Below are 23,392 nucleotides of genomic sequence, written 5' to 3'. Positions count from 1 at the left end.
TTTCGGTGGTCGGACCGGGGCTCTGCCCCGGACCCCGGAGTATTTGGTCCAAGAAGAATTCAGGCGGCTGCCATCGCGGAGGCGGCGGCGTCGATGCGTCGGGCGGCTTCGGCGATCTCGTCGTCGCTGATCGTGAGCGGCGGCAGCAGCCGCGCGACGTTGTCACCTGCTGGCACGAGGATGACGTCCTCGGCGTAGCCGGCCTTGACCACGTCGGCGGCGGGCGGCCTGCACTTCAGACCCAGCATCAGACCTGCGCCTCGCACCTCTTCGAAGACATCCGGATGATCGGCGACCAGACCTTCAAGCTTCTGCCGAAGAAGGCCGGCCTTGCGGTTCACATCCGACAGGAACCCGTCGGCGGTGATCGTCTTCATCACCGCCTGTCCCACGGCCATGGCGAGCGGGTTGCCGCCATAGGTCGAGCCGTGCGTGCCGACGACCATGCCGGCGGCTGCAGCTTCGGTGGCGAGAACGGCGCCAAGGGGAAAGCCGCCGCCGATACCCTTCGCCACCATCATGATGTCGGGCGTCACGCCCGCCCATTCGTGGGCAAAAAGACGTCCCGTCCGACCCATGCCGCACTGCACCTCGTCAAGGATCAGAAGCGCGCCCGTCTCGTCGCAGAGATCGCGCAGCCCCTTCAGGCACTGGTCGGGCAGAACGCGGATACCACCCTCGCCCTGCACCGGCTCGATCAGGACGGCGGCGGTGCGGTCGGTCACTGCGGCGCGTAAGGCGTCATGGTCGCCCCAGGGCACCTGCACGAAGCCCGGAAGCATCGGGCCAAAGCCCTTGACCATCTTCGGGGCGCCCGAGGCCGCGATGGCCGCCGACGACCGGCCGTGGAAGCAGCCCTCGAACGTCACGATTTCGATCCGGTCAGGGTCGCCTTTTTCGTACCAGTACTTTCGGGCCATCTTGATCGCCAACTCGGCCGTCTCGGTGCCCGAGTTGGTGAAGAAGACGGTGTCGGCGAAGGTCGCCTCGGTCAGCATCTCGGCCAGCGCTATCTGGCCCGGGATCTCGTAGAGGTTCGAGACGTGCCAGAGCTTCTGCGCCTGCTCGGTCAATGCCGAGACGAGGATCGGGTTGGCGTGGCCCAGAAGCGTCACCGCAATGCCGGACCCCAGGTCGAGGAAGCGTCGCCCGGTGTCGTCGATCAGCCAGGTGCCCTCGCCCTTCACGAAATGAAGCGGCGCGCGGGAATAGGTGGGCAGGACCGAGGGGATCATCGGGATCTTCCTTCTGAGAGAGGCCAAGACGTGCCAGCAGGGGCAGGTCGAGTCAACGGAACTGTAGGGGGTGTGGACGTGACGAAGCGGACGCTGAGGATCAGCGTCGGCGTCGGGAAGCGAAGTGAATCGCGTACGTCATGGGGCGCCCTCTAGCGCGTCGCATGTGGTCTGACCAGCGATTTCTCGCGGCCGCCAACGAAGTCAGAGGATTGCGCGACTGATCCGCCGGGAGGGTCCTCAGGCGGCGAGAACGAGAAGAACGAAGAGGGCAAGGGCGATCTGGAAGAGGCGCATGGGGTCCATCCCGGTCTGGCAGAGCCGCACTAGGGGCGCCAAATGTGGCAGCGGTTGGTCGAAACAGGCAAATTCCCGTGAAACGCCGAGCACTTGATGCAATCCCGAAACACCGCGACGACGAGCGCGTCTTGTAACCGCGGTGTGGGTGACTAGAATATGGCCCTCAAAGAAAGGGCAGGTTTCGAGATGTCGTGGACGGATGAGCGCGTTGAGCTCCTCAAGAAGATGTGGTCCGAGGGCCAGTCTGCCAGCCAGATCGCCAAGGAGCTGGGTGGCGTGACGCGCAATGCAGTGATCGGCAAGGTCCATCGCCTTGGCTTGTCGAACCGGGCCGGTGCATCCGCGCCCATGCCCGAGAAAAAGCCTGCCAAGGCCGCCATGCCCCAGTCGTCGCCCGCTCCGGCCGCCAAGGCGCCGGTCAAGCCTGCCGCGAAGCCGGCCGAGAAGGTGGTCGAGGTCACGGTCACTCCGCGCAAGCCGATCGTGCCGGCCGGGCAGCCGCTCCCGCCCCAGCCGTCGGCAAACGAGATCAGCCCCGAAGCGCTGGCCAATGTCCGCGAAGTCGAGAAATCGGCCAAGCGCATCAGCCTGATGGAGCTGACCGAGCGGACCTGCAAATGGCCGATCGGCGATCCCGCGACCGACGACTTCTGGTTCTGCGGTCTCGCCGTCCAGCAGGGCAAGCCGTATTGCGACGCTCACGTCAGCGTGGCCTTCCAGCCCATGTCGAACCGGCGGGACCGGCGGCGCTGAGACCGTTCCCCTCCTGGCGGACCGAACACCCTTCCCGCACGGAGAGGAACGCGCTATCAGCCGCGCCATGTCCGCGAACCCGCCAGACCTGCGCCCCGACCTAGCCCGCGCCCGCGTCCCCGAGGACCGCCGCGCCGGCCAGCCGACCATCGGCATGGTCTCGCTCGGCTGTCCAAAGGCGCTGGTCGACAGCGAACGCATCCTGACCCGGCTCCGCGCCGAGGGCTATGCGATCAGCCCGGACTACGGCGGGGCGGACGCGGTCATCGTGAACACCTGCGGCTTCCTCGACAGCGCCAAGGCCGAAAGCCTCGACGCCATCGGCGAGGCGCTGAAGGAAAACGGCCGCGTCATCGTCACCGGCTGCCTTGGGGCCGAGCCCGACTATATCACAGGCGCTCACCCAAAGGTTCTGGCGGTGACGGGGCCTCACCAGTACGAGCAGGTGCTCGACGCCGTCCACAGCGCGGTGCCGCCCGATCCCGACCCGTTCATCGACCTCCTGCCGCCTCAGGGCGTGAAGCTGACGCCGCGCCATTACAGCTATCTGAAGATCGCCGAAGGCTGCAATCACGCCTGCAAGTTCTGCATCATCCCCGACATGCGGGGTCGCCTTGCCTCGCGTCCGGAACGGGCCGTCCTGCGCGAGGCCGAGAAGCTGGTCGGGAACGGCGTGAGGGAGCTTCTGGTCATCAGCCAGGACACGTCGGCCTATGGCACGGATTGGAAAGGGCGCGACGCCAAGTTTCCCATTCTCGACCTCGCGCGTGGCTTGGGCGCCCTCGGAGCCTGGGTGCGCCTGCACTACGTCTACCCCTACCCGCATGTCCGGGACCTCGTGCCGCTCATGGCCGAAGGGCTGATTCTTCCCTACCTCGACGTGCCCTTCCAGCACGCCCACCCCGACACGCTCCGCCGCATGGCGCGTCCCGCCGCCGCCGAACGGACGTTGGAGGAAATCGCGGCCTGGCGTGCCGTCTGCCCCGAGATCGCGCTTCGGTCGACCTTCATCGTGGGTTACCCGGGCGAGACCGAGGCCGAGTTCCGGGTCCTGCTCGACTGGCTCGACGAGGCGCAACTGGATCGCGTCGGCTGCTTCAAGTACGAGAACGTGGCCGGCGCGCGGTCGAATGCGCTGCCCGACCACGTCTCCGAGGACGTGAAGGAGGAACGCTGGCACCGCTTCATGGAAAAGGCGCAGGCCATTTCCGAAGCGAAGCTGGCGGCCAAGGTCGGAACCCGTCTCGAGGTCATCGTGGACGAGGTTGACGACGAGGCCGCGACCTGCCGCACGAAGGCAGACGCGCCCGAGATCGACGGGCATCTCTTCATCGATGAGGGTTTCGAAGGTCTCGCTCCCGGCGACATACTGACCGTCGAGGTCGAGGAGGCTGGCGAGTACGATCTTTGGGGTCGGCGCGCGTGACCCTCGAGGTCCGCCCGGCCCGTTCCGCGGATGTGCCGAGGCTGGTCGAGATCAGTCGCATCACTCAGGCCGAGCACGCCGCGCGCCTCCCCGACATGTTCTCGGGCAAGGACGATCCGGTCTGCGCGCGGACCTATCCCGACATTCTGGCGGGACGGACACCGGGCGCGGTGGTCGTAGCCCACGACGGCGCGCGCATCCTGGGACACGCGGGCGCCGCCATCGTGCCGGTGGAGGCGCCCGAGCAGAGGCATCACCGCACTGGCCTGATCCTCGACGTGTCGGTCGACCGCGACGCGCGCGGCACCGGTGTGGGACGCCTTCTTCTCGACGCGCTGGCGGATGCGATGCGCGGTATGGGGGCTACGGACCTGCGCGCCCAGGTGTGGACCGGCAATGCCGCCTCCGAGTCCCTCTTCACCGCCGCGAACTTCGCGCCGATGCACCGGGAGTTTCGCCTGTCGCTCGCCCCGAGCCTCGAAGGACCTGCACGACGCGATACCTTGAATCCCGCGTACTGGCTCCTGATCGCCGTCGGCGCGCTTGGTCTCGGGCTGTTCCTTGCCATGCGCTGAACCTTCGCGATAGGTTCGGCTTCCGTGCAGCAGAGGCCCGACATGCCTTTCGAGAAGGTCCAGCCCGAAAAGCTCTCGCAGTCCGTCGTCCGCCAGATCGAGCTTCTGATCCTGCGCGGCGTTCTGCGACCCGGCGAGCGTCTGCCGTCCGAGCGCGACCTCGCCGAGCGTTTGGGCGTATCCCGGCCATCGCTGCGCGAGGCGGTGGCCGAGTTGGAGGAGGCCGGTCTTCTCTGCGCACGGGCCAACGCCGGGATCTTCGTCTCGGACGCGCTCAGCCAAAGCTTTTCGCCCGCGCTTGTCCGGCTGTTCGGCAGCCATGACGAGGCCGTGTTCGACTACATCGACTTCCGCCGCGACATGGAGGGGCTGGCCGCGGAGCGTGCCGCGCGTCTGGGATCCGACACCGACCTCGCCGTGGTCGAGAGCGTGTTCCAGCGGATGGAGATGGCGCACGGCAAGCGTAACCCGGCTGACGAGGCGCGGCTCGACGCCGATTTCCACCTCGCCATCGTCGAGGCCAGCCACAACGTCGTCATGCTGCACATGATGCGGTCGATGTACGATCTTTTGCGTGAGGGCGTCTTTTACAACCGGCAGATCATGTTCCGTCAGCGCGCCACGCGGGCCATGCTTCTCGACCAGCACCGCGAGATCAACACGGCGCTTCAGGCGCGCGACCCCGCGGGTGCGCGGGCCGCGGTCGAGGCGCACATGACCTTCGTGCGCCGCTCGCTGACCGATCACCTCAAGGCCGAAAAGAACGAGCGCATCGCGCGCCAGAGATTGGCCCACGAAAGCGGGCGTTAGAGGACGAGCTTCATGTGGATGACGCGCGCGTCGCTCCCGTGGAATGCGTCGGTATTCGTATAGCGAACGAAGCCGAGGCTTTCGTAGAGCGGCAGCGCCTCGACGTGGCGATAAAGCGCGTCCAGCCAGACGGTCCCCATGCCCCGCGCCCGCGCCTCGGCGACAAGCGCCTCGCCAAGCGCGCGACCCAACCCCTGCCCGCGCGCGCTTGCGCGGACGAACATGCGGTTCATCTCGCCGTCGCCTTCGCCATGACGCTTCAGAAGCACCAATCCGACCGCCTCGCCCTCGTGCCATGCAAGGAAGGCCTCGCCGCGGGGTGGCAGGAACCGGGCGGCGAAATCCGCGAGTTCGCCCGCCACATCCTGCTTGGCGAAGTAGTCGTCGATGGTGTCGATCATGTCGGGATAGCGCTCTTTCATGGAGTCGAAGAACTCCCAGACGAGGGCGCGTGCGGTGTCGATCTCGTCGGAGGTCCTGACCTTCGAGACCCGCTCCATCATGGTCTCCGCGGGTCAGCCGGATAGACACCGAGGATTTTCATCTCGGTCGTGAAATAGTCGAGCTCTTCCAACGCAAGTTGAACCGGGCGGTCGTCCGGATGGCCCTCGATGTCGGCATAGAACTGCGTCGCGTTGAACGATCCGTCGACCATGTAGCTTTCAAGCTTCGTCATGTTCACGCCGTTCGTCGCGAACCCGCCCATGGCCTTGTAGAGCGCCGCCGGGATGTTGCGGACGTTGAACACGAAGGTCGTCACCATCCGGTCTGCGCGGCGGGAATGGTCAGCCTCACGCGACATGACGAGGAAGCGCGTGGTGTTGTGGTCCTGGTCCTCGATGTGCCGCGCGAGGATATCGAGCCCGTGGATCTCGGCCGCGAGATCCGAGGCGAGCGCCCCTTCGTCACCGACGCCGCTTTTCGCGAGGTCGGCCGCAGCCCCGGCGCTGTCGGCGGCGGCTTCGCTTCGGATGCCGTGCGCCTTCAGGAAGGCGGCGCACTGCGGCAAGAGGACGAGATGCGCGCGGACCGTCTTGACCTGATCGAGCGTCACGCCCCTGTTGGCCATGAGGCTGATGTGGACGCGGACGAAGGCTTCGTCGACGATGTGAAGACCGCTTTCAGGCAGCAGGCGGTGAATGTCGGCCACACGCCCGTAGGTTGTGTTCTCGACCGGCAGCATCGCGAGTTCGGCTTGGCCCGAGGCGACCGCTTCGATGACATCCTCGAACGTGCGGCAGGGCAAGGGCTCCATCCCGGGACGCGTTTCCCGGCAGGCCTGATGCGAATAAGCCCCCAGTTCCCCCTGAAATGCGATGCGTCCCGCCATGTATCCCCGCGTCTGAAAACCGTGACCGGCAGATGGTCGATTGGTCGCGGCTCTTATCCCTTGTGCCTTGGCAAGGGAAGCGGATAAAAGCCCGCGAGACCTGATCATACGGGACGCGACATGTTCGACACCATGACCATGACGAAGATCGTCGGCGGCTTCTGCGGCGCCTTCCTGATCTTCCTTCTGGGCGGTTTTTTCGCCGAGTTCATCTATCACGAGGCCGAAAGCCACGACGGCGAAGCGCATCAGGCCTATACCATCGCGGTCGAGGACGGCGGGACCGAGGGCGGCGAGGCCGAGGCCGAAGTTCCCTTCGAGGAAGTCTTCGCAGCCGCGGATCCGGCGGCGGGCGAGCGCCTGTTCCGCCAGTGCCAGGCCTGCCATTCGGTTGAGCCGGGCAAGAACGGCACGGGTCCGACGCTGTACGGAGTCGTCGGCCGGCCGGTCGACGCGGTCGAAGGCTACAGCTATTCCGGTGCGCTCGAAGAGGTGGCGGACGTCTGGTCGCCCGAGAACCTGAACGGTTTCATCGCTAACCCGAAGGAATATGCTCCGGGCACCAAGATGACCTACAAGGGCCTGCCGGGCGTCGAGGACCGCGCGAACCTGATCGCCTGGCTCGACACCGTCGACAACTGATCCCGGGCGACAGGACAACCAGGCGGACCGGGCCAACGCGCCCGGTCTTTTCGTTTCTTTAGGCACTTCGGTCGCGGCGCCCTCACCAAATGTTCAGAAGTTCCCGCTTGAGCAGTCGACACCGCACTCTTTAAGTTCAAGTGTAAGAGGCGCCAGGAACGCGCCGTCCAGAACGGAGAAGAGCAGCGATGACCAAGGTCCCCTTTCCGGCCGTTCTAGTCGGGCTTGCCGCAGCGTGGATGACCTCTGCCGGCCCGTCGATCGCGCAGGGCGATGAGAAGATCATCACGGCGCACGGTTACAACGAGTACGACGAGCTGAAATACGGACCCGACGCGCAGAATCTCGACTACGTCAATCCCGACGCGCCCGAGGGCGGAGAAATCTCGATCTCGGCCATCGGCACTTTCGACAGCATGAACCCCTATGCGACCGGCATCGGAAACTGGGGCGCCCTCTCGACCATCGGGTTCGAGGACATCATGCAGACGACCGACGACGAGATCGGCTCGTACTACTGCGTGCTGTGCGAGACGATCGAATACCCCGAGAGCAGGGACTGGGTCATCTTCAACCTGCGCGACGACGTGACCTTCTCGGACGGCACACCGATGACCGCCGAAGACATCAAGTTCACGCTCGACCTGCTGCTGGAACAGGGCACGCCGTCCTATCGGGCGGGTGTCGGCGAGATGATCGACACGGTCGAGGTCCTGGACCCGCACCGGATCAAGTTCACCTTCGCCGCCGATTATCCGCGCAAGGGTCTCATCACCCAGTTCGGCTCGCTCTCGCCCTTTTCGAAGAAGTGGTACGAAGAGACCGGCGCACGGCTGGACGAGAGCCGGCTCGAGATCAGCCCAGGCACCGGCGAGTACATGCTCGACAGTCTCGATGCGGGCCGTCAGATCATCTACAAGCGCAATCCCGATTATTGGGGACGCGACCACTGGTTCATGAAGGGCCGGGGCAACTACGACTCGATCCGAGTCGAGTACTTCGGCGACACATCAGCCGCCTTCGAGGCGTTCAAGGCCGGCGTCTATACCTTCCGCGCCGAGAACAGCTCGCTCAACTGGGCGACGCTCTACGATTTCCCTGCCGTTCAGAAAGGCTGGGTCAAGAAGGAAGAGCTGCCCGACGGCAACCTGCCCAACGCCAGCGGCTTTGTCTTCAACATGCGCGGAGACAAGTTCGCCGACCGCAACGTGCGGCTGGCGCTTGGCCGGATGTTCAACTTCACCTGGACGAACGACAACCTGCAGTACGGTCTCTTCCAGCAGCGCGAAAGCTTCTGGGAGAACGAACGGCTGAAGGCCACCGGCCTCCCCGAAGGGGACGAGTTGGCCATCCTCGAGGAGTTCCGCGAACAGCTGCCTCCCGAAATCTTCACCGAACCGGCCGTCCTGCCGCACGAGAGCGGAGACCGCCCGCTCGACCGGCGCAACCTGCGCGCGGCCTTGGGACTGATGGCAGAGGCGGGCTATACGCCTGGCGCCGACGGCCTTCTGCGCGACGCCGAGGGCAAAACGCTGGATGTCGAGCTTCTGGAGGATACGCAGAGCTTCGACCGCATCCTGTTGCCCTACGTCGAAAACCTGAAGGCGCTCGGCGTCAACATCACCTACAACCGCGTCGATCCCGCTCAATACCAGACGCGGCGACAGGCCAACGACTTCGACATGCGCTTCGACGGCTACTCGGTCGGGCTGGTCGAAGGGTCTGGGCTGGAACAGAAGTTCGGCTGCGAGGACAAAGACGACATCTTCAACGCGGCGGGATACTGCAACCCCGTCGTCGACACCCTGGCCAAGCGCCTCCTCGAGGTCGAGACGTACGACGAGATGTCGGCGCTTGTGCGCGCGATCGACCGCATAATGCGCTACGACTACTTCATCGTTCCGACGTGGATGCTTCAGGAAAACTGGGTCGCGTACTACGACATGTACGAATATCCCGAAAACCTGCCTGAATTCGGGCTCGGCTACCTCGACTACTGGTGGATCGACGAGGAGAAGGCCGCCGCCCTTCGCTCCGCCGGCGCGCTGAGGTAACTGCACCGACATGGGCGCCTATATCCTCAGACGGCTGCTTCTGGTGATCCCGACGCTGTTCGGGATCATGCTCATCAACTTCGTCCTGACGCAGTTCGTACCTGGCGGCCCCATCGAGCAGTTGCTCGCTCGCATCGAGGGCTCGGGGGACGTTTTCGAGACGATCTCGGGCGGCAGCGGCGACGTGACCACGCAGGCGCTGGATTCGGTCGATTCCGGCTATATCGGCGCACGTGGTCTGCCCAAGGAATTCATCGAGGATCTCGAGAGGCAGTTCGGCTTCGACAAGCCCGCCTGGCAGCGCTTCCTTCAGATGATCTGGGACTACCTGCACTTCGACTTCGGCGAAAGCTACTTCCGGTCGATCAGCGTGGTGGACCTCGTCCTCGAGAAGTTGCCCGTCTCGATCTCGCTCGGTCTCTGGTCGACGGTGCTGGCCTACATGATCTCGATTCCGCTCGGGATACGCAAAGCCGTCCGCGACGGATCGACCTTCGACACCTGGACCTCGGCGGTTCTGGTCGCGGCCTATGCCATCCCGGGATTCCTCTTCGCCATCCTCCTCCTCGTCCTCTTCGCGGGCGGGACCTATTTCCAGTGGTTCCCGCTGAGGGGCCTGACCTCGGACAACTGGGAGCAGCTTTCACTCTTCGGCAAGGTCGTGGACTATTTCTGGCACCTCATCCTGCCGATGTTGGCGCTGATGATTTCGGCCTTCACCTTCTCGACGCTGCTGACGAAGAACAGCTTCCTCGACGAGATCAAGAAGCAATACGTCATCACAGCCAAGGCAAAGGGCCTGTCCGAGGGGCGTATTCTGTATGGCCATGTGTTCCGCAACGCGATGCTGATCGTCATCGCGGGCTTTCCGGCCGCCTTCATCGGCATCTTCTTCGGCGGCTCGCTGATCATCGAGACGATCTTCTCGCTGGACGGCATCGGGCGCCTCGGCTTCGAGGCGGCAGTGGCCCGGGACTATCCCGTCATCTTCGGCACACTTTTCGCGTTCGGCCTGATGGGCCTCGTCGTCGGCATCCTCTCGGACCTGATGTACGTCTTCGTGGACCCCCGGATCGACTTCGAAGCGCGGGAGGTCTGAGGTGGCGGTGAAGGACCTGACACCGGGCGCGCCGGGACCCGAGCATCCTGCGCCGATCGTCGTGCCGCGCCGCAGGCGGATGTGGCTGTCGCCCCTGAACCAACGCCGCTGGCGCAACTTCACCCGCAACCGTCGGGCGTACTGGTCGCTCTGGATCTTCGCCGTCCTCTTCGGAGTGAGCCTCTTCGCCGAGTTCATTGCCAACGACAAACCCCTCCTGGTGAAATACCAGGGCGAGTACTACACGCCGATCTTCAAATTCTATCCCGAGACGGCCTTCGGAGGGGACCTGAGGATCGAAGCGGACTATGCCTTCGGCGACGTCAAATGCCTGATCGTGTCGGGTGGGATCGAGGACTGCTACGACGACCCCGAAGCGATCCTCGTGGAGATCGAGACGAAAGGCACGGCACTGGGCCAGCCGGTCGACGAGGGTTGGATGCTGTGGCCACCGATCCCCTACAGCTATGACACCATCGTCGACATCCGCGGCGCAGCCCCGTCGCCGCCCGATGAATTCAACCTCCTCGGCACCGACAACACCAAGCGCGACGTGCTGGCGCGGGTGATCTACGGCTTCCGCCTGTCGATCCTCTTCACCCTGATCGTCACCTCCGCGGCCTCCCTCATCGGCATCATCGCGGGAGCGACCCAAGGCTACTTCGGCGGCAAGCTGGACCTGATCTTCCAGCGCATCCTCGAGATCTGGGGGTCCACACCGCAGCTCTACGTCATCATCATCCTCTTCGCGATCCTTGGGCGAAGTTTCTGGCTTCTGGTCTTCATCATGGTGCTGTTCGGCTGGCCGTCGCTCGTCGGCGTGGTCCGCGCCGAGTTCCTGCGCGCGCGCAACTTCGAATACGTCCGCGCCGCGAAGGCGCTTGGCGTGTCGGACCGGACGATCATGTTCCGCCACATGCTGCCGAACGCCATGGTGGCCACGCTGACCCTGATGCCTTTCCTGATCACCGGCACCATCGGCACCCTCGCGGGCCTCGACTTCCTGGGCTATGGCCTCCCCTCGTCGGCGCCCTCTCTTGGAGAGCTGACGCTTCAGGCCAAGCAGAACCTCCAGGCGCCCTGGCTGGCCTTCACGGCCTTCACGGTGTTCACCGTCATGCTGTCGCTTCTCGTCTTCATCTTCGAAGGCGTGCGCGATGCCTTCGATCCCAGGAAGACCTTTCAGTGAGCGCGCCCGACCCGTCGACCGTGCTCGACGTGCAGGACCTTCGGGTGTCCTTCCGTCAGGACGGGCAGCTGATCGAGGCGGTGAAGGGCGTGAGCTTCACCGTCGGCAAGGGCGAGACGGTGGCGCTGGTGGGCGAGTCCGGGTCCGGCAAGTCGGTCACGGCGCTGTCCACGGTCAGCCTTCTGGGCGACAATGCCGAGATTTCGGGCGGGCCGATCTGGTTCAACGGCACCAACCTGTCGAACGCATCCGAGCCCGACCTGAGGCGCGTGCGCGGCAACGACATCAGCTTCATCTTCCAGGAGCCGATGACGTCGCTCAATCCGCTTCACACGCTGGAAAAGCAGCTTGCTGAGTCTCTCCTCCTGCACCAGGGCCTGTCCGGCCGCCCGGCGCGGACGCGGATCCTCGAACTTCTGACGCGCGTGGGCATCCAGGACCCTGAAAGCCGGCTGACCGCCTATCCCCACCAGTTGTCGGGAGGTCAGCGTCAGCGAGTGATGATCGCGATGGCTCTGGCGAACGGGCCGGAACTGCTGATCGCCGACGAGCCGACCACCGCACTCGACGTAACCATCCAGGCGCAGATCCTCGACCTACTGGCCGAACTCAAGGCGTCGGAAGGCATGTCCATGCTCTTCATCACCCACGACCTGGGGATCGTGCGCAAGATCGCCGACCGCGTCGTGGTGATGAAGGATGGTCTCATCGTCGAACAGGGTCTGACGCGGGACATTTTCTCGAACCCTCGGCACCCCTACACGCAGCGGCTCCTGTCGGCCGAAAACACCGGCCATCCCGATCCGGTCCCCGAGGGTGCCGAGGTCGTGGCCGGGACCGAACACCTGAAGATTTGGTTCCCGATCCAGCGCGGACTTCTGAAGCGCACGGTTGGATATGTGAAAGCCGTCAACGACGCCACGCTTTCCGTCCGCGAGGGCGAGACGCTCGGGATCGTCGGCGAAAGCGGCTCGGGAAAGACGACGCTGGCGCTGGCCATCATGCGGCTCATCTCGTCCGACGGGCGTATCGCATTCCTCGGGCAGGATATTCAGGGCCTGTCGGGGCGCTCCATGCGCCCCCTGCGCGCGGAGATGCAGATCGTCTTCCAGGACCCCTACGGCTCCCTCAGCCCGCGCATGACCATCGAAGAGATCATCTCGGAAGGCCTGACCGTCCACGGTGTCGAGAAGGGTCGCGACCGGCGCGAGATGGTGGCCGAGATCATGGCCGAGGTCGGGCTCGACCCCCTGACCATGCATCGCTATCCCCACGAATTCTCGGGCGGGCAGCGCCAGCGTATCGCCATCGCGCGCGCCATGATCCTGCGGCCTCGTCTGGTGGTGCTGGACGAGCCGACGAGTGCGCTCGACATGACAGTGCAGGTCCAGATCGTGCAGCTTCTGCGCGAGCTTCAACGAAAATACCGGCTGGCTTACCTGTTCATCAGCCACGACCTGAAAGTCGTGCGGGCACTTAGCCACAAGGTCATGGTGATGAAGCGAGGCGACGTCGTCGAAGCAGGCGACGCCGCCGAGATCTTCGACGACCCCAAGACCGAATACACGCGTGAGTTGATGGCTGCCGCACTTGCAGGGTCGGTCAGAGGCTGACTCCCGGCAACAGAAAAGGCGGCCGAAGCCGCCCTTTCCAGGTCTGTAGGTCGCGTCTTACTTGCGGCGCTTCAGGACGGCGAGACCGCCCAGACCACCGAGAAGCAGGAAGCCAGCGGCCGGAAGCGGGACTTCGGGAGTCTCGCCGCTGCCACCACCTTCGCCCGGGCCTTCTTCGCAACGGCCGAACCAGCATTCGCAGTCCGAACCGATGGCGATGACCTGGGCACGACGCTCCTGGAGATGGTTCCAGATAATCGCGATCTTGGCGTGCACGGACGGCACCTTGTGATCACGGAAACTGAAACCGCCACTATAGGGCGCCGCCATGGACGTCCCGCCGACAACCGCAAAAACGGCTGCGAGCATAAGCGTTTTCTTCATACACTAATCCCCCAAACAACAATCCGACGAACATCTCGCCGGTACACGAGGCACGCTTTGTGCAAATGGAAAGATAGCAGAAAAGTGGCAAACGCCAAAGAGAAGCCGACAAAACAAAGGCAATGTGGAGCCAGTCGAAACAATGCCGGAGGGGCCGCTTCTTTACACTTTCTTCACGAACAGAATCTCCTGTTCACCCTTGGAAAATGTGTCTTCTCCGCAGCAGTACGAGCGCAGCCAGTCCCCCAATCGACAAGGCGAAAGAGGAGGGCAGAGGCACCGCATCGGGTTCGACATCCGAGAATCGAAGCCCGGTGAGGCGGAAAGCCGAGTTCTCCCACCAGCAGGCGTGACCCTCTCCGATCGCATATCCGCAGGACTGGTAGCGCGAGGCCGCCACGGCGAATGTGCGCGCGACCGGGCTGCCGTCGACCGCGATCGAACTGACCCAATCGTAGCCTGAAAGATCGTCGGCCTTGTAGGGTCGCTGAAGCGCAGCCTCGTCGCCGATGTAGAGGTCGAAGCGGTCCCACCAGTCGATCAGGGCGAAGTCGATCCGCTCGAGCCGCACAGGACGGTCGAAGCGGAAGACGATGACGTCCTCGCCGTCGTAGGAGTCGATCTGGTCCGTTCCGTCGGCCTCTCCCGTGTCCCCTGCCCCCACGACTCCCATGCCGCGGGATCGGGAGGTGCTGAGACTGTCGTACCCCTGCACGACGCGGCCATCGACGACGCGGGCCGCCTCGATGGTCACGCCGGCGGGAGCCGTCGCAAGGCCATTGAACGACAAGGTGGCTGCCGAGGTCGGCGACATTGAGAAAAGGGATAGGAAGATAAAAGCTGAAAGACGAGCCATGGCATTTCCGATCATGCGGGAGCCGGCCGTTCTGGCAGCGATTACAGTGCTGACCTTAGCACATCGACAGCGATCTGTCGCCGGTTCTCTTGGCCTCAGTGCCCGGCGGCGGGAACCGTATTCTTCTCGGGGAACAAACCGGAGGCCAGCGGCACGATCAGCTTCGATACGACCGGCATCAGGATGAGACCCCAGCATAGGCCGATCACGCCATCGACGGCGGCGGTCACGCTCCAGGCCACCGCGCCTTCGGCACGTCCGACGGCGTGAGCGGCGAGCTCCGCCCAGTGATGAATGGTTGCGTAGGGCCAATGCCACCCGAGTGTGTCCGCGCCGTGGACCATGATGTTTCCGCCGACCCAGAGCATCGCGGCAGTGCCGACGATCGAGATCAATCGCATGAGCGTGGGCATGAACTTCACCAGCCCGCGCCCGAAGCTGCGGGTGAACGCAAGCCGCCCGATCTGGGACAGCCTGAGCCCCACGTCGTCCATCTTCACCAGGATCGCGACCGCGCCATAGACCAGCGCCGTGATCCCGATTGCGACCATGGCAAGGATCAGGCCGGCCGTGACCCAACTGTCGCTTTCCACGGCGGCGAGCGAGATCGTCATGATCTCGGCGGACAGGATGAAGTCCGTCTTGATCGCGCCCTTGACCCTTTGTTCCTCGAGATGCGCGGCGTCGATGACCTCGGCCGCCTGCGCATGGCTCTCGGGGTGGGGATGAAGCCAGTGCCAGATCTTCTCGGCGCCCTCGAAACACAGGTACGAGCCGCCGAGCATCAGAAGCGGCGTGACAAGCCAGGGCAGGAAGTTGTCGAGAAGAAGAGCCACGGGCAGCAGGATGACCAGCTTGTTGAAGAAGGACGCCCGCGCGATCTTCCAGATGATTGGCAGTTCGCGCGCGGCCGGCAGGCCGGTGACATACTTCGGCGTCACCGCCGCGTCGTCGATGACCACGCCCGCCGCCTTGCTTCCGGCCTTCGCCGCGTCGTCGAGGACCGTGGCCCCGACTTTCGCCCCTACCTTGGTGGCCTGAGCTGCCAGATCGTCGACCTGCGTCGCCGCAAGTTTCGCGATGGCCGCAACGTCGTCGAGAAGGGCAAGAAGTCCGCTCATGGCGTGGCAAGTCCCCAAGGTCTCGTTTGTTCCGAAGGGTGTTGCACAGGGCAGCCTACGCCTCAAGCCCGGCGCAGGAAGATGGGCCTCATCCACCTGTCGAAAAGTCAGCATTGCATCGGCTGCGATTGCGATGATTCAATACCCGCGATGGCCGGACTGCGTCCTCATCCAGATCTGCCAATGGTGTCGCAGGATCCGCGCGATCCTGCGTTCATCCAGAACCCTTACCCATTCTATCGAAAGCTGAGGGCCCTTGGTCCCCTTGTCTGGTGGACGGAATACGACCGGGCGATGGCCACGACCCAAGCCGCCGTCTCGACCGTCCTGCGCCATCCCGGGATGGGGCGCGAGGTTCCTCCCGACCGGCGGCCCCAGGTCACGCCGCCGTTGGAGCCCTTCTACGCGGTCGAGCGCCATTCGCTCCTGGAACTCGAGCCGCCGCAACACACGCGCATCCGTCGGATCGCCATGCAGGGTTTCGGACGTGCGAGCCTCGCGCGAATGGCGCCGGAAGTCAGCCGCATCTCGGACGCCCTCATCGACGCTTTCCCGTCAGGCCCTTTCGATGTGCTGGAGGCCTACGCGCGTCCCCTGCCGGCGCTCGTCGTGACCCGGTTCTTCGGGCTGGCGGACGACATGGCGGCGCAGCTTCAGGCCTGGTCGAACGACATGGTGGCGATGTACCAGGCGCGGCGGAACCCCGAGATCGAACACGCGGCGGGCGTGGCGGCTGCGGAGTTCCGGGATTTCCTCGCCGAGGTCATCTCCGAAAGGCGCAAGAAGCCGGGAGACGACTTCCTGAGCGAGATTCTGTCGCTCGAGTCCAAGGGCGTGGGTCTGAGTTCGGATGAGTTGATCTCGACCGTGATCCTCCTGCTCAATGCCGGGCACGAGGCGACGGTGCACTCGCTTGGCAACGCGGTGGCACGGCTTGCGGACCATCCCGACCGAGGACTGGTGCTGGAGCCCGGCCAGATCGAAGGCACCGTCGAGGAGTGCCTGCGCTTCGATCCGCCGCTCCACATGTTCAGCCGCTACGTCTACAAACCCGTCGACATCGAGGGCGTGACGTTTCACGCCGGCGACGAGATCGGCTGCCTCCTTGCCTCGGCCAGCCGCGACGATGCGGTGTGGCCCGACGGCGACCGCTTCGATCCGCTCCGCGCGCGACGTCAGCACCTGGCGTTCGGTTCGGGCATCCATGTCTGCATCGGCGCGTCGCTCGCGCGTCTGGAAATGCAGATCGCGCTGCCGATCCTGTTCGCGCGTTGCCCGGGTCTGAAGGTGACCGAGCCGCCGCAATTCGCCGACGCCTACCACTTCCACGGCTACGAGCGTCTTGTGGTCGAGGTCAGACCGGCAAATCCGTCGTCGACTTGATCTCTTCCATCGAGAGCAGAGCGGTGACGTTGTAGATCCGGACCTCCGAGATCAGCGCCTGATAGAACTCGTCATAGGCGCGCGCGTTTCGCACCCGGACCTTCAGGATATAGTCGATGTCGCCCGCCAGCCGGTGCGCCTCCAGCACCTCGGGACGCGACCGAAGCGCCTTGAGGAACTTCGCCTGCCATTCGGCCTCGTGTTCGGAGGTGCGGATCAGGACGAAGAAACAGGCTTCGAACCCCAGCTTCTCGGGATCCAGGATCGCCGTCTGGCGACCCACGATCCCCGAGTCGCGCATCTTGCGAATCCTGTTCCAGACCGGGGTCTTGGAAGACCCGACGGTCTTCGCTATGTCGTCTAGCGACTGGCTTGCGTCCCGCTGCAACTCGCGCAGGATTTTCCGGTCCAGTTCGTCGATCCGCGCCGCCATTCCCGTGATCCTTCGATTGGGCGAAATTCGTTCCGATAGGACGAACATCTAGAACATTTGTTCTTATCCGCAACCTCATACTGCCATTTATCGGGACGAAATCCTATAATCTAGGACAAGCCCGGAGCAATTCGCCATGAAGCACTTCCCCATCTTCCTTTCCCTCGTGGATCGCACCGTCGTCGTCGCCGGCGGCGGTGAAGCCGCTGTCGCCAAGCTGCGCTTGCTGCTCAAGACAGAAGCCCGGATCGTGGTCTTCGCGTCCTCGCCCGACGAAACCGTGGAAAGCTGGGCGAACGAGGGCCAGATCACTCTGCGGCGCCGCGCCTTCGCCGAAGGAGACGCCACCGGCAGCGCCCTTGTCTATGCCGCGTCCGACGACGAGGCCGAGGATCGCCGGGTCGCGGACATCGCCCGCGTCGAAGGCGTCCTCGTCAATCACGTCGACAACCTCGAGAATTCGGATTTCATCACGCCCGCCATCGTCGACCGCGATCCGGTCACCGTCGCCATCGGCACAGAAGGCGCAGCCCCAGTTCTGGCCCGCGCCATCAAGGCGGACCTCGAGGAACGGCTGCCCCGTTCGCTCGGCATCCTCGCCCGGATCGGCAAGGCGTTCCGCAGCGCGGCCGACGCCCTGCCGCACGGCCCCGCGCGCCGTGAGTTCTGGTCCGACTACTATTTCGCCGCCGGCCCCCGAGCCTTTGACAGCAACGGTGAGGCAGCGCTTCCCGAGACGCTTGACGACCTTCTCGCGGACCACCTGAAACGGAGCGCTCGTGAGGGACACGTCACCTTCGTCGGCGCAGGTCCGGGTGACCCCGAGCTTCTGACGCTGAAGGCCCGCCGCGCCCTGCACGAAGCTGACGTGGTGATCCACGACCGGCTTGTGACACCGGCCATCCTCGAGCTCGCGCGGCGCGAGGCGATCATCGTCGACGCCGGCAAGGAAGGCTTCGGTCCCTCGACCCCGCAGGACGAGATCGACGCCACGATCGTGCGCCATGCGCTCGACGGGCACCATGTCGTTCGCTTGAAAGCGGGCGACGCCACGATCTTTGGCCGCCTCGACGAGGAAATCGAGGCCTGCGAGATGGCTGGCGTATCGTTCGCCGTCGTCCCCGGCATTACCGCTGCCTCGGCTTCGGTCGCTGCCATCGGCCAGAGCCTCACACGTCGCGGGCGCAACTCGTCGGTTCGCTTCGTCACGGGTCACGATGTCCAGGGCTACGCCGACCAGGACTGGCGGACGCTGGCCCAGCCGGGCGAGGTCGCCGCTATCTACATGGGCAAGAAGGCCTCGCGCTTTCTTCAGGGTCGGCTGATGATGCACGGCGCCGATCCCGAGACGCCGGTAACCCTCGTCGAGAACGCCTCGCGTCCCGACCAGCGCGTGATCGCCGCACGCCTCCGCACCCTGCCCGAGGACGCAGCCCTCCTCGAAGGCCCCGCCCTCATGCTCTACGGCCTCGCGCCTCGCGACGCTGCCGCCATCCAACTGCCAGAGGAGATCGCGCTATGAGCCGCCGTCCCTTTACCCCCAAGGTCGTCGCCGCAAACGCGCTTCTCGATGGAGACGCCGTCTGGCTGACCGCCGACGACCGCTGGACCCGCGACATGGCGGAAGCAGAGCTGATCGAGGACGAGGCCGTCGCCGAGGATCGCCTGATCCACGCGCTGTCGCAGGGACACGAGGTCGTCGGCGCCTACCTCGTCGACGCAAAGGCCACGGCGGAGGGCCCGGCGCCCACGCACTTCCGCGAAGCGTTCCGCACGCGCGGACCCTCCAACTACCGGCACGGCAAGCAGGCCGACGCCAGCCGAGGACTGTAAGATGTACCACTACACCGAATTCGACGAAGCCTTCGTCCGCGAACGCGTGGCCCAGTTCCGCGCCCAGGTCGAGCGCCGCATCGACGGCAGCCTGACCGAGGACGAGTTCCGTCCCCTGCGCCTAATGAACGGCCTCTACCTCCAGCTTCACGCCTACATGCTGCGCGTGGCGATCCCCTATGGGACGCTCAACTCGCGGCAGATGCGCCAGTTGGCACTCATCGCCGACCGTTGGGACAAGGGTTATGGCCACTTCACCACGCGGCAGAACATCCAGTACAACTGGCCGAAGCTGCAGGACGTGCCAGACATGCTGGACGCGCTGGCAGACGTTGGCATGCACGCAATCCAGACCAGCGGGAACACCATACGCAACGTGACGGCAGACCATTTCGCGGGCGCTGCCGGCGACGAGATCGCCGACCCGCGCCCGGTGGCCGAGCTGATCCGGCAATGGTCTACGGACCACCCGGAATTCCAGTTCTTGCCCCGAAAGTTCAAGATCGCCGTCACCGGCAGCCCGAACGACCGCGCCGTCACGAAGGCGCACGACATCGGGCTGAGGATGGTGCGGAACGAGGTCGGCGTCGGCGGGTTCGAGGTCATCGTGGGCGGCGGTCTGGGCCGCACACCGATGATCGGCGAAGTCATCCGCGACTTCCTCCCGCAAGAGGACCTGCTGCCCTATCTCGAAGCCATCGTGAGCGTCTACAACCTGCTTGGTCGGCGCGACAACAAGTACAAGGCCCGCATCAAGATCACGGTTTCCGAGACCGGCATCGAGGAGTTCCGCGCACGGGTCGAGGACCAATTCGAACAATTGCGCGGCGAGTTCGGAGGCGCGGATCAGGAGCTTCTTGCCCGGATCGAACAATCCTTCGCCGCGCCCGAGTTCCGCACCGCGACGTTCGAAAACTTCAACGCCGCTCGTCTGGCGAACCCGGCCTTCCGGGCTTTCACCGACACCAACCTCGCGTCGCACCGGGCCGAGGGCTATTGCATCGTGACCGTCTCGCTGAAGGCCCACGGGGCGACGCCCGGCGATGCGACCTCGGATCAGATGCGCGTTCTCGCCGATCTGGCCGAAACCTACGGCCACGACGAGCTGCGCATAAGCCACGAGCAGAACGTCATCCTTCCGCACGTCCACAAGTCGGACCTACCCAAGGTTTACGCGACGCTGCGCGAAGCCGGACTGGCCACGGCGAACGTGGGTCTGATCTCGGACATCATCGCCTGCCCCGGCATGGATTACTGCGCGCTCGCCACCGCGCGGTCGATCCCGATCGCACAGGAGATCGCGACGCGCTTCGACGAGCTGAAGCTCGAGCACGAGATCGGGCCGCTCAAGATCAAGATCTCGGGCTGCATCAACGCCTGCGGCCACCACCACGTCGGCCACATCGGCATCCTCGGACTGGACCGTGCAGGCGTCGAGAACTACCAGATCACGCTCGGCGGCGATCACACCGAGACGGCAGTGATCGGCGAGCGCGCCGGGCCGGGTTTTCCGGCAGACGAGATCGTCCCGGCCATCGAGCGGCTCGTCGGCGCCTACCTCGAGAACCGCGAGGATGCGGGCGAGACCTTCCTCGCCGCCTATCGCCGCCTCGGGCCAGATCCGTTCAAGGCCGCGCTGTACCCCGAGAAGGAAACGGCCGATGCGGCCTGACGGAACCCTGCCGAGCCGGGTCATCGACCTGAACCGGTGCTATGCGCACCACTCGGCGGCGGACGTGCTGAAGCACGCTCTCACCGATCCGCAGGTCGGGCGCACGGCGCTCGTGTCGTCCTTCGGCGCCGAATCCGTCGTGCTCCTGCACATGGTGGCCGTCGCGAACCCGGCGACGCCGATCCTCTTTCTCGACACCGAGATGCTGTTCCCCGAAACGCTGGACTATCAGCAAAGCGTCGCGGAACGGCTGGGTCTGACCGACGTTCGCATCATCCGTCCCGACCCGGAGGAGGCAGCCGTTCGCGACCCGCAGGGACTCCTGCACCGGACCGACACAGACGCCTGCTGCGCGCTGCGCAAGACGGCGCCCCTCCACGAGGCGCTGAAGGGCTTCGACGCCTGGATCACCGGCCGCAAGCGCTATCAGGGCGGTCGGCGGACAGACCTCGAATTCTTCGAGGCCGAGCTTCGGGTGCGGATCAAGATCAACCCCCTGACCCACTGGGCGCCGGGCGACGTTCAGGAATACATGCTGAACAACCGCCTGCCCCGGCACCCCTTGGTGGCCCAGGGATATCCGTCCATCGGATGCGCGCCCTGCACGAGCAAGGTCGCCAAGGGCGAGGACCCGCGCGCCGGACGCTGGCGGGGTAGCGAGAAAGAGGAGTGCGGCATCCACTTCGTCAACGGCAAGGTCGTGCGCGGCCCCCTGCCCGCGCCGGTCGAGGAGCCGCAGAAAGAGGACATCATGGCGACAGAAGACACCGTCATCGTCACCGACACGGGCTTCGGACCGGAGGACTGGGCCCACGGTTTCGCCACGCCGAACACGCTTCCGGCAACTGCCGGAGCCGCCCTGGCGGTGGACCTTTCACCCGACGCCGACCTTTCGGTGCTCGACGGGCGGCTCGAGTCCATCGACATGATCCGCATCGACTTCCCCAGCTTCTCGGACGGTCGCGGCTTCACGCTGGCGCGCCGCCTGAGGCTCAAGGGCTTCCATGGCCGCCTTCGCGCCAAGGGCCATGTCATTGCGGATCAGTACGCGATGGCAAGGCGCTCGGGCTTCGACGAGGTCGAGATCGCGGCAGAGCTTGCCCGCCGCCAGACCGAAGACCAGTGGCTTGCCCGCGCGAACTGGAAGGCACACGACTACCAGGCTCGCCTGCGCGCCTGAGACGCCTTCTATTGACCCGCATCAAGGACTATGACGAGGGACGGTTCCAAGCAGGACCGGATGAATGAGATGACAGATCAGAGACCCGTGACCCAGACCGCCGCCAAGCCTGCGACCCTGCCCGACGCCCAGACCGTCACCGAGGTGAAGCACTGGACCGACCGCCTGTTCTCGTTCCGCGTGACGCGGCCGGCCAGCCTGCGTTTCCGCTCGGGCGAGTTCGTGATGATCGGCCTCCTCGGCGACAACGGCAAGCCGCTCCTGCGCGCCTACTCCATCGCCTCGCCCGCCTGGGACGACGAGTTGGAGTTCTATTCGATCAAGGTGCCGGACGGGCCGCTGACCTCGAAACTCCAGCACATCCAGCCCGGCGACGAGATCATCCTGAGGCCCAAGCCGGTCGGAACCCTCGTCCTCGACGCTCTCCTGCCAGGTCAGCGCCTCTGGTTCTTCGCCACCGGAACCGGCATCGCGCCCTTCGCGTCGCTGATGCGCGACCCTGACACCTACGCCCGCTACGACCAGATCGTGATGATGCACACCTGCCGCGACGTGGCCGAACTCGAATACGGCCACCAATTGGTCGATAGCATCCGACAGGACGAGATGCTGGCCGAGCTGATGGGCGAAGGCTTTGCCGACAAGCTGATCTACTATCCCACGACGACGCGCGAAGACAGTGACACCATGGGCCGGATCACCGACAACCTCGTCAGCGGCAAGGTCTTCGCCGATCTCGGCATTCCGCCCCTGTCGCCGGAAACCGACCGCGGCATGGTCTGCGGAAGCCTCGCCTTCAACACCGACATGAAGACGGTGCTGGAAGGCTTCGGGCTTGAGGAAGGCGCCAACAGCGATCCGCGTCACTACGTCGTCGAGAAGGCATTCGTCGGCGACGGCGTCTGACGGTCTCCCGGCGCAGACCGGGACCCTCTCGTCAGTCCAACGCCAAGGCCAGACGGATGTTGGCCAGAACCTCGTCGAGGTCGGCTCGACCCAGTTCGGCTGCCGCGAGATCGGCCTCGAAGGCGTCGCGTTCACTTTCGGACAAGGGGGACGCCTCAAGCAGATCGATAACGATCTCGCCGTTATAGGTCTCTGGCCTGAGCGCGGACATGCCCCAGGCGGCGCTGGCGAGCGCGCTGCCCCAGCTTCCGTTCCCCGTCACCTCGGCAGACGCAGACGGCATCTCGGCCGCAACGCTCTGCTCGACCGGCGCCCCATCCGCGTCCGGATCCCCGGCGGTGATGCCGAAGACGAAGGCGGCGACAGCCGCGAAACTCGATGCCCAGATAATATGCCCCATCCTGCATTCCTTCTTGAACGTCCGGAACACCCTCCCACGGCGTCCTCATGACAAGACGCGCGGACGCTGCCAACACCTCTCGCTCGGCGATGCGGAAATAGGCCGAAGCCGGCGCAACGTCACTGTGGCGATCGGCGGATTCTTGAAGGGCGGCAGGGGTTCGTGATGATTTCCAGACGGCTCGACATTTTTGCCACG

23 protein-coding genes and 1 pseudogene are annotated in these 23,392 nt (G+C 64.9%); 16 read left to right on the top strand and 8 right to left on the bottom strand.

Annotation, left to right across the window (positions count from 1 at the left end; all coding sequences use genetic code 11):
• Window positions 1-59 precede the first annotated feature (59 nt).
• Window positions 60-1,235 (bottom strand): aspartate aminotransferase family protein, encoded by a 1,176-nt coding sequence (locus C8D95_RS13890; RefSeq protein ID WP_109759791.1) that lies wholly within the window; start codon window positions 1,233-1,235, stop codon window positions 60-62.
• 486 nt (window positions 1,236-1,721) lie between these two features.
• Here C8D95_RS13890 and C8D95_RS13885 point away from each other — a divergent pair, with 486 nt between their 5' ends.
• From C8D95_RS13885 to C8D95_RS13870, 4 genes are all read left to right on the top strand, one after another.
• Entirely contained in the window at window positions 1,722-2,288 is a 567-nt protein-coding gene (locus tag C8D95_RS13885) for a GcrA family cell cycle regulator (protein WP_109759933.1), read from the top strand.
• A 67-nt stretch (window positions 2,289-2,355) separates the two neighbouring features.
• Window positions 2,356-3,714, top strand: coding sequence for a 30S ribosomal protein S12 methylthiotransferase RimO (gene rimO / locus C8D95_RS13880; RefSeq protein ID WP_109759790.1), 1,359 nt, complete (start codon window positions 2,356-2,358; stop codon window positions 3,712-3,714).
• Window positions 3,711-4,289, top strand: a complete 579-nt coding sequence (locus tag C8D95_RS13875) for a GNAT family N-acetyltransferase (RefSeq protein WP_126918597.1) — start codon at window positions 3,711-3,713, stop codon at window positions 4,287-4,289. The genes rimO and C8D95_RS13875 overlap by 4 nt, the downstream gene beginning before the upstream one ends.
• A gap of 42 nt (window positions 4,290-4,331) precedes the next feature.
• Entirely contained in the window at window positions 4,332-5,099 is a 768-nt protein-coding gene (locus tag C8D95_RS13870) for a FadR/GntR family transcriptional regulator (RefSeq protein ID WP_109759788.1), read from the top strand.
• Here the strand turns inward: C8D95_RS13870 and C8D95_RS13865 are convergent.
• Window positions 5,096-5,602, bottom strand: coding sequence for a GNAT family N-acetyltransferase (locus tag C8D95_RS13865; protein ID WP_211312648.1), 507 nt, complete (start codon window positions 5,600-5,602; stop codon window positions 5,096-5,098). The two genes, C8D95_RS13870 and C8D95_RS13865, sit on opposite strands and share 4 nt — an antisense overlap.
• Complete coding sequence (locus tag C8D95_RS13860; protein ID WP_109759787.1) at window positions 5,599-6,429, bottom strand: prephenate dehydratase; 831 nt, start codon at window positions 6,427-6,429, stop codon at window positions 5,599-5,601. The genes C8D95_RS13865 and C8D95_RS13860 overlap by 4 nt, the downstream gene beginning before the upstream one ends.
• Before the next feature lie 120 nt (window positions 6,430-6,549).
• Between C8D95_RS13860 and C8D95_RS13855 the strand changes: the two genes are divergently transcribed.
• The 5 genes from C8D95_RS13855 to C8D95_RS13835 all read left to right on the top strand — a co-directional run bounded on the left by C8D95_RS13855 (window position 6,550) and on the right by C8D95_RS13835 (window position 13,026).
• Window positions 6,550-7,071 (top strand): c-type cytochrome, encoded by a 522-nt coding sequence (locus tag C8D95_RS13855; protein ID WP_109759786.1) that lies wholly within the window; start codon window positions 6,550-6,552, stop codon window positions 7,069-7,071.
• A 188-nt stretch (window positions 7,072-7,259) separates the two neighbouring features.
• Window positions 7,260-9,125, top strand: coding sequence for an extracellular solute-binding protein (locus C8D95_RS13850; RefSeq protein WP_109759785.1), 1,866 nt, complete (start codon window positions 7,260-7,262; stop codon window positions 9,123-9,125).
• Between the two features lie 10 nt (window positions 9,126-9,135).
• A complete protein-coding gene (locus C8D95_RS13845; RefSeq protein WP_109759784.1) occupies window positions 9,136-10,224 on the top strand; it encodes a microcin C ABC transporter permease YejB in 1,089 nt (362 codons plus the stop codon).
• Window positions 10,225-10,303: 79 nt separating this feature from the next.
• Window positions 10,304-11,413: an ABC transporter permease gene (locus C8D95_RS13840; RefSeq protein ID WP_109759931.1), complete on the top strand. Its 1,110-nt coding sequence runs from the start codon at window positions 10,304-10,306 to the stop codon at window positions 11,411-11,413.
• Window positions 11,410-13,026 carry an ABC transporter ATP-binding protein gene (locus C8D95_RS13835; protein WP_109759783.1) on the top strand — a complete coding sequence of 539 codons (1,617 nt, stop codon included), beginning with the start codon at window positions 11,410-11,412 and terminating at the stop codon, window positions 13,024-13,026. Before C8D95_RS13840 ends, C8D95_RS13835 begins: the two co-directional genes overlap by 4 nt.
• 57 nt (window positions 13,027-13,083) lie before the next feature.
• Here C8D95_RS13835 and C8D95_RS13830 read toward each other — a convergent pair whose 3' ends face one another.
• From C8D95_RS13830 to C8D95_RS13820, 3 genes are all read right to left on the bottom strand, one after another.
• A complete protein-coding gene (locus tag C8D95_RS13830) occupies window positions 13,084-13,410 on the bottom strand; it encodes a VPLPA-CTERM sorting domain-containing protein (protein WP_109759782.1) in 327 nt (108 codons plus the stop codon).
• Between the two features lie 193 nt (window positions 13,411-13,603).
• The gene (locus C8D95_RS13825; protein WP_146203002.1) at window positions 13,604-14,224 is read right to left on the bottom strand and encodes a VPLPA-CTERM sorting domain-containing protein; all 621 of its coding nucleotides are present in this window, start codon (window positions 14,222-14,224) and stop codon (window positions 13,604-13,606) included.
• A 137-nt stretch (window positions 14,225-14,361) separates the two neighbouring features.
• Window positions 14,362-15,387 (bottom strand): DUF808 domain-containing protein, encoded by a 1,026-nt coding sequence (locus C8D95_RS13820; protein ID WP_109759780.1) that lies wholly within the window; start codon window positions 15,385-15,387, stop codon window positions 14,362-14,364.
• 150 nt (window positions 15,388-15,537) lie between these two features.
• Here C8D95_RS13820 and C8D95_RS13815 point away from each other — a divergent pair, with 150 nt between their 5' ends.
• Entirely contained in the window at window positions 15,538-16,770 is a 1,233-nt protein-coding gene (locus C8D95_RS13815; protein ID WP_241239701.1) for a cytochrome P450, read from the top strand.
• On the opposite strand, the gene C8D95_RS13810 is transcribed toward C8D95_RS13815, so the two are convergent.
• Complete coding sequence (locus tag C8D95_RS13810) at window positions 16,742-17,203, bottom strand: Lrp/AsnC family transcriptional regulator (RefSeq protein WP_109759778.1); 462 nt, start codon at window positions 17,201-17,203, stop codon at window positions 16,742-16,744. The two genes, C8D95_RS13815 and C8D95_RS13810, sit on opposite strands and share 29 nt — an antisense overlap.
• A gap of 136 nt (window positions 17,204-17,339) precedes the next feature.
• Between C8D95_RS13810 and cysG the strand changes: the two genes are divergently transcribed.
• The 6 genes and pseudogenes from cysG (at window position 17,340) to C8D95_RS13785 (ending at window position 22,794) form a co-directional block, all read left to right on the top strand.
• Window positions 17,340-18,725, top strand: a complete 1,386-nt coding sequence (cysG, locus tag C8D95_RS13805) for a siroheme synthase CysG (protein WP_109759777.1) — start codon at window positions 17,340-17,342, stop codon at window positions 18,723-18,725.
• Complete coding sequence (locus tag C8D95_RS13800; protein WP_109759776.1) at window positions 18,722-19,036, top strand: DUF2849 domain-containing protein; 315 nt, start codon at window positions 18,722-18,724, stop codon at window positions 19,034-19,036. The genes cysG and C8D95_RS13800 overlap by 4 nt, the downstream gene beginning before the upstream one ends.
• Window position 19,037: 1 nt before the next feature.
• On the top strand, window positions 19,038-20,708 hold the full coding sequence (locus C8D95_RS13795) for a nitrite/sulfite reductase (protein ID WP_109759775.1): 1,671 nt from the start codon (window positions 19,038-19,040) through the stop codon (window positions 20,706-20,708).
• Window positions 20,698-21,417, top strand: a pseudogene (locus C8D95_RS22075) (phosphoadenylyl-sulfate reductase); the annotation flags it as partial. The gene C8D95_RS13795 and the pseudogene C8D95_RS22075, both read left to right, overlap by 11 nt.
• A gap of 42 nt (window positions 21,418-21,459) precedes the next feature.
• On the top strand, window positions 21,460-21,888 hold the full coding sequence (locus tag C8D95_RS22770; RefSeq protein ID WP_170121487.1) for a DUF934 domain-containing protein: 429 nt from the start codon (window positions 21,460-21,462) through the stop codon (window positions 21,886-21,888).
• A 69-nt stretch (window positions 21,889-21,957) separates the two neighbouring features.
• Window positions 21,958-22,794, top strand: coding sequence for a ferredoxin--NADP reductase (locus tag C8D95_RS13785; RefSeq protein WP_109759930.1), 837 nt, complete (start codon window positions 21,958-21,960; stop codon window positions 22,792-22,794).
• A gap of 31 nt (window positions 22,795-22,825) precedes the next feature.
• Here C8D95_RS13785 and C8D95_RS13780 read toward each other — a convergent pair whose 3' ends face one another.
• The gene (locus C8D95_RS13780; protein ID WP_109759773.1) at window positions 22,826-23,194 is read right to left on the bottom strand and encodes a hypothetical protein; all 369 of its coding nucleotides are present in this window, start codon (window positions 23,192-23,194) and stop codon (window positions 22,826-22,828) included.
• Window positions 23,195-23,392: the final 198 nt, after the last annotated feature.

The organism is Silicimonas algicola (genome assembly GCF_003148765.1).
GTDB classification, from domain to species: domain Bacteria; phylum Pseudomonadota; class Alphaproteobacteria; order Rhodobacterales; family Rhodobacteraceae; genus Silicimonas; species Silicimonas algicola.
This window is presented reverse-complemented; position numbering and strand designations above follow the sequence as displayed.